This is a genomic window from Rhodococcus pseudokoreensis, from assembly GCF_017068395.1.
Classification (GTDB): domain Bacteria; phylum Actinomycetota; class Actinomycetes; order Mycobacteriales; family Mycobacteriaceae; genus Rhodococcus_F; species Rhodococcus_F pseudokoreensis.
This window is the reverse complement of record NZ_CP070619.1, coordinates 4,783,475-4,798,864: the sequence shown is the minus strand read 5'-3', so window position 1 is coordinate 4,798,864 and position 15,390 is coordinate 4,783,475. Positions and strand designations below refer to the sequence as shown.

Annotated in this window: 12 protein-coding genes and 1 pseudogene; 7 read left to right on the top strand and 6 right to left on the bottom strand. The window is 66.5% G+C overall.

The annotated features are described in order from the left end of the window. Positions 1 to 14 precede the first annotated feature (14 nt). Genes JWS13_RS27045 through JWS13_RS27035 form a run of 3 tightly spaced genes read right to left on the bottom strand, consistent with a single transcriptional unit; the run spans position 15 to position 2,514 of the window. On the bottom strand, positions 15 to 404 hold the full coding sequence (locus JWS13_RS27045) for a nuclear transport factor 2 family protein (protein WP_206008405.1): 390 nt from the start codon (positions 402 to 404) through the stop codon (positions 15 to 17). Continuing rightward, on the bottom strand, positions 401 to 1,837 hold the full coding sequence (locus tag JWS13_RS27040) for an FAD-dependent oxidoreductase (protein WP_206008404.1): 1,437 nt from the start codon (positions 1,835 to 1,837) through the stop codon (positions 401 to 403). The genes JWS13_RS27045 and JWS13_RS27040 overlap by 4 nt, the downstream gene beginning before the upstream one ends. Next, complete coding sequence (locus JWS13_RS27035) at positions 1,834 to 2,514, bottom strand: histidine phosphatase family protein (protein WP_241032598.1); 681 nt, start codon at positions 2,512 to 2,514, stop codon at positions 1,834 to 1,836. Before JWS13_RS27035 ends, JWS13_RS27040 begins: the two co-directional genes overlap by 4 nt. 166 nt (positions 2,515 to 2,680) lie before the next feature. Here JWS13_RS27035 and JWS13_RS27030 point away from each other — a divergent pair, with 166 nt between their 5' ends. The 7 genes and pseudogenes from JWS13_RS27030 to JWS13_RS27000 all read left to right on the top strand — a co-directional run bounded on the left by JWS13_RS27030 (position 2,681) and on the right by JWS13_RS27000 (position 8,907). Continuing rightward, positions 2,681 to 4,423 (top strand): PEP-utilizing enzyme, encoded by a 1,743-nt coding sequence (locus tag JWS13_RS27030; RefSeq protein WP_206008403.1) that lies wholly within the window; start codon positions 2,681 to 2,683, stop codon positions 4,421 to 4,423. A 448-nt stretch (positions 4,424 to 4,871) separates the two neighbouring features. Next, positions 4,872 to 5,324 (top strand): nuclear transport factor 2 family protein, encoded by a 453-nt coding sequence (locus tag JWS13_RS27025; protein WP_206008402.1) that lies wholly within the window; start codon positions 4,872 to 4,874, stop codon positions 5,322 to 5,324. Between the two features lie 209 nt (positions 5,325 to 5,533). Next, positions 5,534 to 5,695: a hypothetical protein gene (locus JWS13_RS27020; protein ID WP_206008401.1), complete on the top strand. Its 162-nt coding sequence runs from the start codon at positions 5,534 to 5,536 to the stop codon at positions 5,693 to 5,695. 285 nt (positions 5,696 to 5,980) lie between these two features. Beyond that, on the top strand, positions 5,981 to 6,910 hold the full coding sequence (locus tag JWS13_RS27015) for an NADP-dependent oxidoreductase (RefSeq protein ID WP_206008400.1): 930 nt from the start codon (positions 5,981 to 5,983) through the stop codon (positions 6,908 to 6,910). 298 nt (positions 6,911 to 7,208) lie between these two features. After that, positions 7,209 to 7,688 (top strand): annotated as a pseudogene (locus tag JWS13_RS27010) (DUF4395 domain-containing protein); the annotation flags it as partial. 59 nt (positions 7,689 to 7,747) lie between these two features. Further along, positions 7,748 to 8,581 (top strand): sulfurtransferase, encoded by an 834-nt coding sequence (locus JWS13_RS27005; RefSeq protein ID WP_206008398.1) that lies wholly within the window; start codon positions 7,748 to 7,750, stop codon positions 8,579 to 8,581. A 20-nt stretch (positions 8,582 to 8,601) separates the two neighbouring features. Next, positions 8,602 to 8,907, top strand: a complete 306-nt coding sequence (locus tag JWS13_RS27000) for a DUF1416 domain-containing protein (RefSeq protein WP_206008397.1) — start codon at positions 8,602 to 8,604, stop codon at positions 8,905 to 8,907. Between the two features lie 32 nt (positions 8,908 to 8,939). On the opposite strand, the gene JWS13_RS26995 is transcribed toward JWS13_RS27000, so the two are convergent. From JWS13_RS26995 to JWS13_RS26985, 3 genes are all read right to left on the bottom strand, one after another. Beyond that, a complete protein-coding gene (locus tag JWS13_RS26995) occupies positions 8,940 to 12,218 on the bottom strand; it encodes a protein kinase domain-containing protein (protein WP_206008396.1) in 3,279 nt (1,092 codons plus the stop codon). 462 nt (positions 12,219 to 12,680) lie between these two features. After that, a complete protein-coding gene (gene lpdA / locus JWS13_RS26990; RefSeq protein ID WP_206008395.1) occupies positions 12,681 to 14,057 on the bottom strand; it encodes a dihydrolipoyl dehydrogenase in 1,377 nt (458 codons plus the stop codon). Between the two features lie 63 nt (positions 14,058 to 14,120). After that, positions 14,121 to 15,380, bottom strand: a complete 1,260-nt coding sequence (locus JWS13_RS26985) for a dihydrolipoamide acetyltransferase family protein (RefSeq protein ID WP_206008394.1) — start codon at positions 15,378 to 15,380, stop codon at positions 14,121 to 14,123. Positions 15,381 to 15,390: the final 10 nt, after the last annotated feature.

Sequence of the window (15,390 nt, the reverse complement as noted above, 5' to 3'; positions counted from 1 at the left end):
ATATGACCGTTCGTTCAGTGGGAAGAAGCCAGCGATTCCCTGCGGGCTCGCCACGTCGCCATGTCGCAGTAATCGCGGACTGCCGCGATGAGACCGCTACCGTCCAGTTCGACGACTCCGACACACTCGATGGCGACCTCGCGTCCGGAGAACCAGAACCGGTCCACGCGCTCGAGCCAGATACGGTCGCCGTCGAACGTGGAAGTCACGATGTCCCACTGCACCCGGTCGGAGGCTTCCAGAATTTTCGCGAAGGTGCCTGCGATGGCCTCCCGCCCGCGCGCCGGCTCCTGAGGGACTGCGAAGTGGTAGACGCCGTCCGGTGTGAAGCAGGCCGCGACGGCGGCGGCGTCACGGGCGTGCACTGCGGCGAGGAACGACTCCACGGCGGCCGGCATTGTCATGATGCGGCTCCGGACTTGGCCTTGTGAGCGGCTTCTTCGCCGGCGATCCGGCCGAAGCCACACGCGTTCGCCAAGGAATTGCCGCTGCCCATGTAGGTTTCGCCGAGAATTCCACCGGTGCACTCGCCGGCGGCGTACAGCCCGTCGATGGCCGCGCCGTCTTGCCGCAGCACTCGCGCCTTCTGGTCGATACGGAGCCCGCAGGAGGTCACGTTGACGGTCGCCGGCCGAACTTCGACTGCGTAGAAAGGTGGCGTGCTCAGCGGCAGGAGGAACTTGCCCGCCTTCCCGAAGTCGGTGTCTTCACCCTCGATCGCGAGAGCGTTGTATCGCGCTACCTCACCTTCGAGGGTTTCGACCGGCACGCCGATCGCTTCTGCGAGAGCGGGCAGATCGGAAGCGGCCTTGGCCTTGCCTGTGGCAACGTTCTCGTCGACGAGGTCTGCCGTGTAGTTCTTGGGCCGGAAAGGCGGATGGTTCGGCCACACCTGCTTGTAGCAGTCCCGGTATCGGTCGGCCTGGTCTGCCGGCGGGCGCAGAGCAGCGTCGTCGAAGACGACGAACGCACGATTACCGCGTGCCCGCACCAAGGTGTCGAGGATTCCGTACGGGGCAGTCTCGTCGCAGAATCGGCGACCGGACGCGTCCAGCAGCACGGTCCATCCCGGGAGAAATGCTTCGTTGAGTTTGGCGAAGTGCGGGTCGAGGGTGCGCAGGCCGCGGTCGAAACCGGTGAGCTGGGCTCCGAGTTGTTCGGCGAAGCCGATCGCATCGCCTCGCGACCCGTCCGCGCCGATGTACCACGTCCAGTCCGTCGTCCACGAGGAGGGGAAGTACTTCTGCAGCAGATCAGGATTTGCGCCGAAGCCCCCGGTGGCGATGACGACGGCGTCGGCTGTAATCGTCTCGCCTTCGGCGATCACTCCCGTCACTCGGTCGCCGTCGGTGAGCAGTTGATCGACACGGTGGCCCAGTGCCACATCGACGCCCGCGCGCTGACATGCCGACCACAGGGCGTTGACGAGGGCCTGTCCGCCTCCGTCGACACAGTGCGATCGCGGTTTGCGTTCGTCCCCGCCGAAGATCAGGCGATCGAAGAATGTCACCCCGCGTTCGCTCAACCAGTCGATCGTCTCGCCGCTCCGCGCGGTCAGTCGCTTGACCGGGCCGGCCGCGACGTCCCAGTGGTTGAGCGACATGTACTCCTTGAACAGATCCGACGGATCGTCCTCGACGCCTGCCTTGCGCTGGAGTTCACTGCCGCTACCCATGACGACGCCGCCGGCGAGTCGTGAGGAGCCGCCCACGACGCCCGTGGCCTCGCTGATCAACACCCGCTCGCAACCCTGCTCGACGGCTGACAGCGCCGCGGCGAGGCCTGCTGCGCCGGCGCCGATGACGACGACGTCGAAATCCGAATCGGACACTCTCATGCTCCTTGCGTTCGAACTGCACGTATACCGAGGTCGAAACCCCGCAGGTGCGGGGTTTCGTTCAAACTGACGAGGGTGCGACGCGTGCGACCGGCTCGGATCCGAGCGAAACCGGTATACCCGGGCTCATGGATCGTCAGCCGGCTCGCACCGACCAGTCCACCGATGAAGGCATTGGCGACGCCACCGTGAGAGACGACGAGGACTCGTTCGCCCGGGTGAGCGTCGATGATGCGGTCGAACTCCGCCGTGACGCGCTTCCTGAAGGACGGGACATCCGTGCCCCACGCACTCAGATCGTCCCGAAGAAATGCCTCGTATCGAGGGTCGTTGTTGACGCGAAGATCCTCGAAGTGCAGATATTCGACGGCGTCCCGATCGAATTCGGCGAGATCGGCCCTGGTGACGGGAGTCAGACCCACCGCTTTTCCGATGATGTCCGCAGTGTCGACCGCGCGAATGAGGGGCGAGGTGTAGAGCGCAGCGAAATCCTCGGCAGCGAGGTAGTCGGCGGCTCGGGCCGCCTGTTCGCGTCCTCGATCGCTGAGCCCCGGGTTCGCTCGTGCCGGCCCGGCGGCCGCTCGGTCCGGTTCAGCGTGTCGGACGAGTACCAGCTCCACCGAATCATTCCTCTCGACGTCACAGCGAGCCGGCGGTGAACGCCGCTCGCGGCACATATCTCTATCACTCGATGTTCTACCCATAGAGTAAACGAGAGGGTCCGCAGATGTCCATCCATACTTGCGTTCTCGATATTCTATTGTAAGACTATCTCGTGTGACGTGATGCACATCGCGTCGGCGCACCTATCGGATGCCGCTTCCCTAGAGCAACAGGAGCATCATGAGCACCCTCGACGAGCCGTGGTTGGCAGACACCCCTCCGAGCAAACGGTTCCCCATCTACACCAGGTCCAACATCTCGGAAGTCTTTCCCGACGTGGTCACTCCCCTGGCCGCGACCGGCGAGGTGTGGCGTGGCGCCGAACACGGGTGGCGAAACGGCCTGATCCGCTTCGGGGCGTTCGAGAAGGACGAGTTCGACAGCGAGCACGATGAGATGATCGGAATCTTCGGCGGCTACGGCTACCTGAACGTGTCGGTATCACGGGTCATGGGCGTCCGGATGCCGGGAAGTAATCCGGACCTCGTCGATCAGTCGTATTTCGGCAGTCAGCCCGGGGTTCCGCCCTACGACCCGCGGCCCGAAGACGTAAACCCGGAGCTGACCGCGCGGATGGGCGAGATCATCAACTGGGCGATGACCGCGAACGGACTTCCCGAACTCGAGGAGTACCGCACGCGCGCTGCCGACCTCCGCCGCGAACGGCCGGATCTCGGCGCACTGAGCAACGAAGAGCTCGCGAAGCGCGCCCTCGGCATCCAGGAGTCGCTCTTCATCCCCTGGGTCAGTGACCACTTCTTCCTCATCTACGTCGCCTCCATCCCCGTCGGCGGCCTTACCGCCCTGACCGCCCAGCTCGGCGTGCCGGAACTGCTGACCCCGCTGATCAGCGGCTTCGGCGAGGTGGATTCGGCAGCCCCGTCGCTGGCCATGTGGGACCTCGGACGAGTCGCACAGTCGTCCCCGAGCCTGTCGACGCTGTTCGGCGAGGGCATCAAGGGTCTGGACGCACGACTACGCCAGTCCTCCGACCCCGACGCGATCGCCTTCGTCAAGCAATTCGACGACTTCTTGTACGAGTACGGGTCCCGTGGGGTCAACGAGTGGGAAATGAACACCCCCACATGGCAGACACATCCGGATATCGCGCTCGGCGCGATCGACCGGATGCGTCTGGCCGACGAGTCCAAGGCACCGCGGGCGAATCTGGCACGAATGACGCAGGACCGCGCCGAGGCCGTGGCCACCGTACGCAGCAAGCTCGCCGGTGACGACGCAGCGACCGCGCAGTTCGACGCGCTTCTGCACGCCGCCGAAGTGTTCCTTCCCGCACGCGAGCGGAGCAAAACCTCACTGGTCCGCATGATCGGCGAGGTGAAAGTACCCTTCCGCGAGCTCGGACTCAGGCTCGCCGACGCCGGGCACATCGACCGTCCCGAGGACTTTGCGCTGGTCACCCGGCAGGAGTTCGACGACTTCGTTGCGAATCCGGCCGCATACACCCAGACCATCCGAGACCGTCGAGCACGAATGGAGGAAATGGCCGCACTCGTGCCACCCTTCATTGTGGTCGATGAGCCGCCCGCACCGAGTACGTGGGAACGACGGGACGCTCAGGCAGCGAATACCGCCACCGAGGGCGTCGTGCTGCAGGGTGTCGCCGCCTGCGCCGGCGTTGCGACAGGTCCGGCTCGGGTCATCCACGATCCCAGCCAGGCCGACGAACTCGAACCCGGCGAAATCCTCGTCGCCCCCGGCACCGACCCCTCCTGGACACCGCTGTTCGTTTCGTCGGCAGCAGTGGTCGTCGATGTCGGTGCGCCGATGAGCCACGCCGCAATCGTCAGCCGCGAACTGGGAATTCCGTGCGTCGTGTCCTGCACCGACGCCACCCGAAGAATCACCAACGGCACCATCATCACCGTTGACGGTGCGGCCGGGACCGTGACTGTCGGGCAGTAGCAGCCTGCCCGTCGAAGGGTCCGTGCGGCGCTCCGATGGCCCGCACGGACCCTCTTCGACCAAATGTCAATAGACGCCAAGACACAGTGCCGCACCCAGACGCGCCCAGTCGCGATTGGCGCAACCGTCGGAACAGTACACTCCCGCCACCGGCCTGGAGCTGAACAACTCGCGGCCGCAGAAGCGGCAGAACAACTCCCGCAGCGCGCGTCTCGCCTTCATCGCCCGTCGAACTTCCGCGATCACGAGAGGCACCCTGACACCGAATGTGAAACACACACTCACTCCTCGTTTTTGGCAAGCAGTCGAACAAACTCCATCGATTATCCAGCTTCCGACAATCGCTTTCAAGAGTACTCTGGGTTGACATCAAGTGTCGCAATCGAGTCGAATGCCCGATGATCTGGTTCCGCCGGTGCCCGGCGAACTCCAACGAGAGGAATCCCCTGTGGCCGAACAGATGACGATGCTCGAACGCCTCACTGCTATCGAGGACATCAAACAACTGAAGGCTCGCTACTTCCGTTTGCTGGATCAACACGAATGGGATGACTTCGCAGCGCTGTTCAGCAGCACGCTCGTTGTCGAGATCGCCGAATCGACCAGCGGGCCGAAGGATCGAGACACGTTCGTCCAGTCGGTACGATCACATCTCGACAATGCGGTGACGGTGCACCAGGGCCACACCCCGGAGATCACGATCATCGATGCCGACCACGCTTCCGGGATCTGGGCGATGTTCGATCTGGTCGAACCCCCAGCCGACAGCGAGTTCCCTCTGCTGACGGGATACGGCCACTACCTGGAGGACTACGTTCGGGAAGACGGGGAATGGCGGATCTCCCGCCTCGAGCTGACACGTATCAAGCGCTCCACGAGCTTCGAACGCGCCACGCACTGATCCAGAGGAGGCTGATGACGAGGCTCCTGTCGCGCTCCACTCGCGCTATCGCTCGACCACCGACACCGAACTATCGATTGTCGGCGATATTGACGACGTAGGCAGTGTGGGTGGACGGGTCGACCGTCCCATCGAGGAGCGGCCCCTCCCGGGAACCTGCAATGCGATCCGGAAGACAACGTTCCCGCTTTCCAGGAGAATGCTCAGTCATGGCCGACCCACTGATCGAAGAGCTCACCGAACGCATCGGACAGGCCGTCGCCCGCGCCGCCAAGAACGGTGATCCCCTGTTCGGCACCGTTGAACTCACCATCTGCGAACTCACCGAATTGCTCGAACACATCAAACGACTGTCGCCCACAGCGGAGTAGGTTCCCACCACGGTCTCGCCCACAGATTCTCGGTGCGCCAAACTGTTGTCGATCCGCCGGCGGCTCAGCAGTCTGGCACCCGTGCACTGGTCTGATATCGGCGAGCTGGTTGCGGAACGGCCCGGCCGATGCCCTCGTTCCGTACATCTGGCTCATCGGGTTCTGCCAGTGCCGGGACCACTTCCACGGCTCCTGAACGACGGCGGCCTGATCAAGTGTTCGGATCCGTGAGAGTAAATCTCGCACGGCAGGAATAACAGCTTCCTGATGAAGGTTGCGCAACTCATGACCAAATCTGTTGTCGCGCAATCATACGGAACACCCGAGGCCCTGGCCGTGGTCGATGTGGAGGTTTCGCCACCCGGATCGGGGGAGGTGCTCGTCGACGTCAAGGCGATCGGCGTCAATCCCTTCGACTACAAGCTCTACAGCGGTGCCTTCGGGGACGATCCCGACAAGCTGCCGGTCAAGGTCGGCGGCGAGGCCGCCGGCGTGGTCGCGGCCGTCGGGACGGGAGTCACCGAGATCGCGGTGGGCGACGAAGTGATCGTCAGCCCCGGCACCGGCCTCTACGCCGAGAAAGTGGTCGTGCCCGTCTCCGCGATCACCCGCAAACCGGCCGGCCTCGGCTGGGAGCAGGCCGCCGGCCTGCTGCTGGTAGGTGGCACCGCGGTCGACGCCCTGGACACCATCCGCGTCGGTTCCGGTGACACTGTCCTGATCCACGGCGCGTCCGGCGGCGTCGGTGCCCTCGCCGTGCAACTCGCGGTCGCCAGCGGCGCGACGGTCATCGGCACCGCGGGAGCGGCGAACCAGGACTACGTCCGGAACCTCGGAGCAACTCCCGTCCTCTACGGCGACGGTCTCGAGGATCGGGTGCGGGAGGTCGCACCCCAGGGCATCGACGCGGCCCTCGACACCGTCGGAACCGACGAGGCCGTCGACGTGTCGCTGGCGTTGGTCAAGGACAAGACCCGGATCGTGACCATCGCCGCGTTCGGTCGGGCGCAGGACGACGGTTTCGCGTCGGTCGGCGGCGGCAACCCGGCAAGCGCCGAGGCTCGGCTGAAGGCTCGCGCCGAACTGGTCGAGCAAGCCGGCGCCGGACACCTGACGGTCACCATCGCCAAGACGTTTCCCCTGACCGATGCCGCGCAGGCCCACACCGAACTGGCGAAATCTCACCCCGCGGGGAAGTTCATCCTGATCCCGTAAAGACGCGGGACCGTGCCCCTGCGCGGCGACTCTAATTGGCCATCAACAGCGCAGGGGTGCGGCGCGTAGAATTTGGCGGGTGCAGACCTGCCGCGAGCTGCTGCTCACCCGTCGCCGCACAGTGGACCTGTGTCGTGTCGGCGGTTCTTGTTGCCTTTGGCGTCGCTGACCGCATTTCTGCGTCGTTTTCGATTCGCCCTGCGGCCACTTGCTGACTTCCCGTCTTTTTCGGTGATCGACTCGATCGCGTTCCATCGCATTCTTTCGGCCATCCGACACACTTCGTGGAGCACAGTCAATGTCCACCACACCCGCAACAACACCCACAACCTCGACGACGACCGCCGTCGACCAGGTCGACGTCCGCGGCCCCCGGTTCGCCGCCTGGATCACGACGGCGGTTCTCGTTGCCGTCCTGCTCGCAGCATCCTTCTCGGCCGTCGTCGCCGGTGTGATCCTGGCTGTTCAGACCGTCGTGTTCGCCGTCAGCGCCGCCGTCGGACCGCGGCGCAGCCCCTACGGCCGGATCTTCGGAAAGCTGGTCGCCCCACGCATCAGCCCGCCGAGCGAGCGTGAACCGACCGCGCCACTGCGCTTCGCCCAACTGGTCGGCTTCATCTTCTCAGCGGCGGGCCTCCTCGGATTCGCGTTGAGCGCGCCCGTCGTCGGTTGCGTCTTCACCGGCTTCGCGCTGTTCGCGGCGTTCCTCAACGCGGCCTTCGGCATCTGCCTCGGCTGCCAGATCTATCCGCTAGTAGCCCGATTCCGACCGTCCGCATCCGCCGACCACCCGACCTCCGATGGAAAACCCCGGCAAGTTCACAGTGAAGGAAGAACATGGCTCGCTCCGACGTCCTGGTCTCCACCGACTGGGCTCAGCAGAACCTGAACGCGCCCAACGTCGTGTTCGTCGAGGTCGACGAAGACACGTCCGCGTACGACATCGGCCACATCGAGGGCGCCGTCAAGCTCGACTGGAAGAAGGATCTGCAGGATCAGGTCCGCCGCGACTTCCTCGACCGCGAGCAGTTCTCCGCTCTGCTGTCGGCCCGCGGGATCGCCAACGACGACGAGGTCGTCCTCTACGGAGGCAACAACAACTGGTTCGCGGCGTACGCCTACTGGTACTTCAAGCTCTACGGCCACGACAATGTCAAACTGCTCGACGGCGGCCGCAAGAAGTGGGAACTCGAGGAACGCCCCCTCTCCGAGGACACCGTCACTCGGCCGACCAGCACGTACCGGGCGTCCGAACCGGACCTGTCGATCCGCGCGTTCCGCGACGAGGCCGTCGACGCGATCGGTGTGCTGAACCTGGTCGACGTCCGATCGCCCGACGAGTTCACGGGCAAGATCCTCGCGCCGGCGCACCTGCCGCAGGAGCAGAGCCAGCGTCCCGGCCACATCCCGGGCGCACTGAACGTTCCGTGGAGCAAGGCGGCGAACGAGGACGGCACGTTCAAGTCCGACGAGGAACTCACCGCGATCTACGGCGAAGCCGGCCTCGACGGATCCCGGGACACCATCGCCTACTGCCGGATCGGTGAGCGCTCCAGCCACACCTGGTTCGTGCTCAAGGAACTGCTCGGCCACAAGAATGTCAAGAACTACGACGGCAGCTGGACCGAATACGGCTCGCTCGTCGGCGTACCGATCGAACTGGGCAAGTAGCGGAGCGCGGGAACAAGCACATGAGCGCAGCACCGACGCAAACCCACACCATCCCCGCCGGCGTCGACCTCGGCAAGGAAACCGCCATCACCGGCAAAGTCGTCACGAGAGACGGGCAACCTGTCGGCGGAGCGTTCGTTCGACTCCTCGACGGCACAGGCACGTTCACCGCCGAGATCGTCGCCTCCGGCACCGGGGACTTCCGTTTCTTCGTCGCACCGGGCGACTGGACCGTGCGGGCCCTCTCACCCGTCGGCAACGGCACGGCCTCGGTGAAGCCCACGACCAGCGGCCTCCACACCGTGGACATCACCCTCACCGCATAACATTTCGCGCCGAACACCCCGAGAACCGCGACTCAGGACCCCTCGCCCTGCGATTCCACGACCCACGCCGCGATCTGCGCGCGCGAGTTGAATCCCAGTTTCGTGAGCAGGTGCTCCACGTGCCCCTGCGCGGTGCGAGGCGAGATGACCAGTCGAGCCGCAATCTCCTTGTTGGTCAGTCCCTCGGCGATGAGGGCGGCGACTTCACGCTCCCGCTTCGTCGGTTTCGGGGACGGACCGGTGGAGGCCGACGACGGTAAGACCTGCTCGCCCAGTGCGTAGGCGACGGCTGCGTCGAACCCGAGCGCCTCGCCTTTTCGTCGGGCGGCGGCGAACGCCGATTCGGTCATCGCCTGCCGGGTCGCGCGTTCGCACTCGTCCTGGTACACGCTCAGTCCGGGCACCAGCACCGTCGAACTGCCCACCGAGCGGGTGAGCGCCTCGGCGGCTCCCATCAACACGACGGCCCGTTCCATGTTCTGTTCCTCGGCGGCGATCCAGGCGAGTGCCTGCAGGCACACACTGGAATTGAGCCGGTCGTTCACCCGGCGGTCCACCTGGAGCGCCTGCCCGAGGAGACGCACCGCCCGGGCCGTCTCCCCCTTCTGCCACACGGCGACGGCCAGAGCCCACAGCGAATACGACCGGTACACCGATTCGCCCTGCGCCTCGGTGATCGCGAGGACGCGCTCGTGGCATTCGACGGCACGTTCCGTGTCGTTCAACAGGTCGTAAATCATGCCGAGACCCACGACGGCGGCCACCTCGAAGACGTCGTTGCGTGCCGTGAACACATGTATGGCCTTCTCGAGATGTGCGCGCCCCTCGGGAAGGCGGCCCGCGAACAAGGCCGCGTATCCGATCGCGTAGTCGAGGTGCGCGCGCACCTCCGGGTCGGGCGTCCGAGCGGCGAGCGCCCGCGCTTCCTCCGCAAGGGTGTCCGACACCGAAATGTCGCCCTGCACTCCGGCCAGCACGGCGGCACCGTACAGGGCTTTGGCGCGGTCGATCGTGGGCTCGGACGGCTGGCGGGTAAGGAAACGACCGAGCCACCGGCGCCCCTCGACGAACAGCCCCCGGGCCAGCCAGAACGGGTACAACGCGGCCGCGATCCGAGTTCCGACGTCCGGGCTGTCGGACACGCAGAAGTCCAGCGCTTCACGGATGTTAGGTAGTTCCCGGGACAGTTTGGCGATCAACGGAAGTTGCCGAGAGCTGATCCATTCGGATTCCGCTTCGACCGCGAGGCGGTCACACCAGTCCCGGTGACGACGGCGCAGTTCGGTGTACACGCCACTCTCCTGCGCCTTTTCGCGCCCGTAGGCGCGCACGGTCTCGAGCATCCGGAACCGCACCGCGGTGCCCGACTCCTCCCTCGTCAGGATCGACTTGTCGACGAGGAAGGTCACCGTGTCGAGGAGGTCGTCGACGTCGTCACCGTCGCAGACCTGTTCCGCCGCCTCGAGTTCGAACGTGCCCGCGAACACGGACAGCTGCGCCCACATCCGTTGTTCCACAGGGGTGCACAGGTCATAGCTCCAGTCGATGCACATCCGCAGCGTCTGCTGCCGCGACGGCGCATCTCGGCTGCCGCGGGTCAGCAGCAGGTAGCGGTCGGTCAGGCGTTGCAGGATCTGGTCGGGCGTCATCGCGCGCAGTCGCGCCGCAGCCAATTCGATCGGCAACGGCAACCCGTCCAGCCGCTGACAGATCCGGGCGATGGTGACCTTGTTGTCCTCGGTGAGTTCGAACCCGGGGACTGCGGCGACACCGCGTTCGACGAACAGGGTGACCGCGTCGTTGCGGGGCAGCCCTTTCGGGAGGTGATCGGGATCCGGGACGGGCAGTGGAGGGATCAGCAGCGCCGCTTCCCCGCCGATGCCGAGCGGTTCGCGACTCGTCGCGAGGATCCGCAGTTGCGGGCACGCGCGAAGCAGGATTTCGGCGAGTTTCGCGGCCGCGGCCACCACCTGCTCGCAGTTGTCCAGCACGAGCAGCAGGTCCCGCGCGGAGAGGAACTCGACGAGCACCTCGTGGGGGTGTCGCGCCGACTGGTCCCGCAGCCCCAGGGCAGCGACCACCACCCCGGCCAGCAGCGAATCATCCAGTAGTTCACCCAGTTCCACCAGAGTCACGCCGTCCGCGAAGTTCCGTTGCGCCTTGGTGGCAGCACGGATAGCGAGCCGGGTCTTCCCCACCCCGCCGATTCCGGTCAACGTCACCAGCCGCGACGTCGACAGCAGATTCGTCGCCTCCGCCAGTTCCGTACGGCGGTCGACGAAGCTGGTCAGCTCCAGCGGGAGTCCACCCGTCCGGCCCGAGTCCGCGGGTGCTCCGGCGGGCCGGCGCCACGCGCCTTCTCCCCCGGAACCGGCGCCCGGTTCCGGCGTGCTGCCTTGCACTGCAGCCGTTCCCGCATACATCGCCATCTCGTCGACCGGAAAGCCGTGACGCAGTTGCGCCTCGCGGAGTTGCCTGCCCAATTCCACGGCGGACGGGCGAGCGCCGGGTTCGGACGACATGGCACGTTCGATGACCGCGCTGATGTCCTCGGATACGCCGTGCTCGCGCGGGTTCGGGACCGGCTCGGACGCGATCCGCAGGAACTGCGCCACCAGCTGTTCACCGCTGCGGCGTTCGAACGCCGCGTGCCCGGTGATCGCCGCGAACAAGGCGGCACCGAGGCCGTAGACGTCGGCGGCAGGGCTGGGAGCGTCGCCCGCCACGACCTCGGGGGCGGTGAATGCCGGCGACCCCGTCACGATGCCCGCGCTGGTCTCGAACCCGCCCGCGATGTGGGCGATGCCGAAATCGGTGAGTGCCGGCTCGCCGTAATCGGTGATGAGGATGTTCGCCGGTTTGACGTCGCGATGGAGGATTCCGAGGCGGTGGGCGGTCTCCAGGGCGCCGGCCATCTTCACCCCGAGCCGCAGCGCCTCGTCCAGCGGGAGCGGTCCGTGGCGGCGGATCCGTTCGTCGAGCGAACCCTGCGCCTGGTACGGCATCACGATGTAAGGCCTGCCGTTGTCGGTGACACCGGCGTGGAGAACGTTGACGATGTTGGGGTGACCCGTCAGCCGGCCCGCCGCACGCTGCTCCCGCAGGAACCGGGCCCGGTTCTCCTCGTCGAGGTCGGCCGTGAGGACCTTGACCGCCACGGTGCGGTCGAGCGCAGTTTGAGTGCAGCGGTACACGACCCCGAATCCGCCGCGGCCGATCTCGTGGGCGTCCTCGAATCCGGCCGTCGCCAACTCCGCCGTGACCGAACCGGACACGTCGCGCTGGGTGGCGAACGGATCGACGTCAGTCATCGACTACATCGATTCGTCCCATTCGAAACACGGTCGACGCATGCCACACTGCCCACCTCTCGACGTTGTACCCCAGGATATCGCCGTCCGCCCCCGCCGATGGCCGACTTGCGTTCTACCCGAGTACGGACGGGAACGCGAAACGATAACCGGCCGGTCGGTTCGATCGGACGGTCCTCGAGTTTCCGCTACAACTGGACACTCGCCCAGTCGTTTTCAGGGATCGACTCGGACGAATCGTTGCTTCCAGCGGTGAATAGTCCCGCACAGATCGGGTACCCGACACCTACGCTGTTCCGCGGGCCCGGCGGCCCCACGGACCAGCGAGGCCCCCTGACCGGTCACCCCTCGGCTGGAGGGCCACAGCCGCCCGCGGCCGAGGAGCCCCCCTCTTCCTCGCCTGCGGGCGGCACCATGCCGTGATATGCCTTCTCCCCACTCCGCCAACGGTAATGCTCTCGATCAGCTGTGGCTGTGCAGCGGGGTTCCCGCGAGGGCGAGGTGCGCCTCGCCGAGCGCCTCGGCCTGGGTGGGGTGCGCGTGCACGAGTCCGGCGACCTCGTTCGGGTAGGCGCCCCAATTGACAATCAGTTGGGCCTCGCCGATGAGTTCACCCACGCGTTCTCCAACCATGTGGATACCGACGACCGGCCCCTCCGTGGCTCCGGCGCGCACGAGTTTGACGCCGCCGCTGGTTCCGAGGATCTGGCTTCGGCCGTTGCCGGCGAGGTCGTAGACGACGGTGGCGACGTCACCGTGGCGTTCGCGTGCCTGCGCTTCGGTGAGCCCGACCGACGCGACCTCGGGGTTCGAGTACGTCACCCGGGGAATTCCGCTGTCCTCCACCGAGGTCGGGCTCAGTCCGGCGATCGTTTCGGCGACGAAGATGCCCTGCTGGAATCCGCGGTGCGCGAGTTGCGGCCCGGCCACGATGTCGCCGACCGCGTACACGTCCGGCTGGGAGGTGCGCAGGGAATCGTCGACCGTGACGAACCCGCGGGGGTCTACGTCGATGCCGTGCTCGGTGAGTCCGAGGCCGGCGGTGCGGGGTCCGCGGCCGACCGCGACGAGCAGCAGGTCGGCCTCGATCGTGTCGCCCGACTCCACGGTGACGCTGACCGTGCGCTCGTCCTGAACGGCTTTAGCGAACCGGGTGCCGGTCATGACCGTGATGCCGCGCTTGCGCAGGGCCCGGGTGAGTTGCTTCGAGGCCCATTCGTCCTCGGCGGCGATCAGCCGGGGCAGCGCCTCGACGATCGTGACGTCCGCGCCCAGGGATGCCCAGATGCCGGCGAACTCGACGCCGATCACACCGCCGCCGAGTACGACGACGCGACGCGGAAGTTCGGGGAACGTCAAGGCTTGGTCGCTGGTGAGGATTCGGCCGCCGATCTCGAGTCCTGGCAGACTCCGGACCTCCGAGCCGGTCGCGAGGACCAGTGATCGGCCGGTGATCGTGCGGTCACCGACGTGGACGGTGCGGCCTCCGCCGTAGCGGCCGGTGCCCTGGACCACCTCGATCCGGTGACTGCTGACCAGACCCTGCAGGCCCTTGTAGAGGCGTTCGACGATCGCGTTCTTGTACGCGTGGACCCCGTCGAGGTCGATCCCGCCGAGTGTCGCACCGATCCCGAGGGCCGACGCGTGGGAGACGGTGTCGGCGACCTCGGCGGCGTGCACGAGCGCCTTGGTGGGGATGCACCCGCGGTGCAGGCACGTGCCGCCGACCTTGTCCTCTTCGATCAGCGTGACGGATTTGCCCAGTTGCGCGGCACGGAAGGCGCAGGCGTACCCGCCGGATCCACCGCCGAGGATCAGAACGTCCGGTTGGTCGAGCATGGGGAAACTCCCTGGGTCGGGCACGCCATGGGACGTGCAGGAACGGTCGAAGTGGACCGGATGTCAGCTCAGCGCGATCAGCGTCATCGGGTCCGCCAGGATCTGGCCGACGGCGGCGAGGAATCGCGAGCCCTGCTCGCCATCGACCAGTCGATGGTCGAACGACAGGCTCAGCGTCGTCACCGACCGCAACGCGATCTCGCCCCGGTATTCCCACGGCTGCCTGCGGATCGCCCCGAAGCACAGGATCGCCGCCTCGCCGGGGTTGAGGATGGGCGTGCCCGCATCGACACCGAACACACCGACGTTGGTGATCGTGATCGTGCCGTCGGCCAGGTCGGCCGGTCCGGTCTTCCCGTCCTTGGCGGTGGTCGTCAGATCCGACACGGCGATCGCGAGGTCGCGCAGACCGAGGGTGTGCGCGTTCTTGATGTTCGGCACCATCAGTCCGCGCGGGGTGGCGGCCGCGATGCCGAGGTTCACGGACCGCTTGACCACGATTTCCTGCGCGTCCTCGTCCCAGAACGAATTCAGGGTCGGGTTGGTGCGCAGCGCCACGAGCAGGGCCTTGGCCACCAACGTCAGCGGTGTCAGGCGCACGTCGGTGAAGTGCGTCGTTTCACGCACCTGAGCGAGCAGTTCGATGGTCGGCGTGACGTCGACCGTGACGAACTCGGTGACGTGCGGGGCGGTGAACGCGCTGCGGACCATCGCCGCGGCGGTGTGCTTGCGGACGCCCTTGATCGGGATGCGTTCCTCGTCGGCGTCGGGCGTTGCCGTGGCCGTCGGCGTCGGCACCGGGGTGGCGTCGCGATGGCGTTCGAGGTCGTCCCTGGTCACTTCACCGTGCACCCCGGTGGCGTCCACCTCGGTGAGATCGACTCCGCGTTGCTTCGCGGCGAACCGCACGGGCGGCGACGCCAGCGGACGCGTCGGGTGCGGGGTCGCGGTGACGTCGACCCGGGTCCCCGCCGCCGGACGCCGCGTCCGGCGCCTGCTGGACGACTCCTCGGCCACGCCGTAGCCGACGAGGACCGGGGTCCGCTCGGCCGGGGGCGCAGGGGCGGGCGATTCTTCGCCGGCGATCTCGACGTCGATGAACGGGCTGCCGACGTCGACGGTCGTCCCCGCCGCCGCGTGCAGCGCGACCACCGTTCCGGCGTACGGCGAGGGCAACTCCACGGAGGCCTTCGCCGTCTCGACCTCGGCGATGTTCTGGTTGAGCGTCACGGTGTCACCCACCCCGACCAGCCAGGTCAGCAGTTCGGCGTCGGTGAGGCCCTCGCCGAGGTCGGGCAGCAGGAATGTCTTGACAGTGGGCATGAGAACTCCT

Excerpts from the sequence above, each read along its gene's own strand:
- JWS13_RS27020 (WP_206008401.1), top strand. The coding sequence starts at position 5,534 with ATGGCCGACCCACTGATCGAAGAGCTCACCGAACGCATCGGACAGGCC.
- JWS13_RS26985 (WP_206008394.1), bottom strand. The coding sequence starts at position 15,380 with ATGCCCACTGTCAAGACATTCCTGCTGCCCGACCTCGGCGAGGGCCTC.
- JWS13_RS27000 (WP_206008397.1), top strand. The coding sequence starts at position 8,602 with ATGAGCGCAGCACCGACGCAAACCCACACCATCCCCGCCGGCGTCGAC.
- JWS13_RS26995 (WP_206008396.1), bottom strand. The coding sequence starts at position 12,218 with ATGACTGACGTCGATCCGTTCGCCACCCAGCGCGACGTGTCCGGTTCG.
- JWS13_RS27035 (WP_241032598.1), bottom strand. The coding sequence starts at position 2,514 with ATGTGCCGCGAGCGGCGTTCACCGCCGGCTCGCTGTGACGTCGAGAGG.
- JWS13_RS27045 (WP_206008405.1), bottom strand. The coding sequence starts at position 404 with ATGACAATGCCGGCCGCCGTGGAGTCGTTCCTCGCCGCAGTGCACGCC.
- JWS13_RS27040 (WP_206008404.1), bottom strand. The coding sequence starts at position 1,837 with ATGAGAGTGTCCGATTCGGATTTCGACGTCGTCGTCATCGGCGCCGGC.
- JWS13_RS27015 (WP_206008400.1), top strand. The coding sequence starts at position 5,981 with ATGACCAAATCTGTTGTCGCGCAATCATACGGAACACCCGAGGCCCTG.
- JWS13_RS27030 (WP_206008403.1), top strand. The coding sequence starts at position 2,681 with ATGAGCACCCTCGACGAGCCGTGGTTGGCAGACACCCCTCCGAGCAAA.
- JWS13_RS27005 (WP_206008398.1), top strand. The coding sequence starts at position 7,748 with ATGGCTCGCTCCGACGTCCTGGTCTCCACCGACTGGGCTCAGCAGAAC.
- lpdA (WP_206008395.1), bottom strand. The coding sequence starts at position 14,057 with ATGCTCGACCAACCGGACGTTCTGATCCTCGGCGGTGGATCCGGCGGG.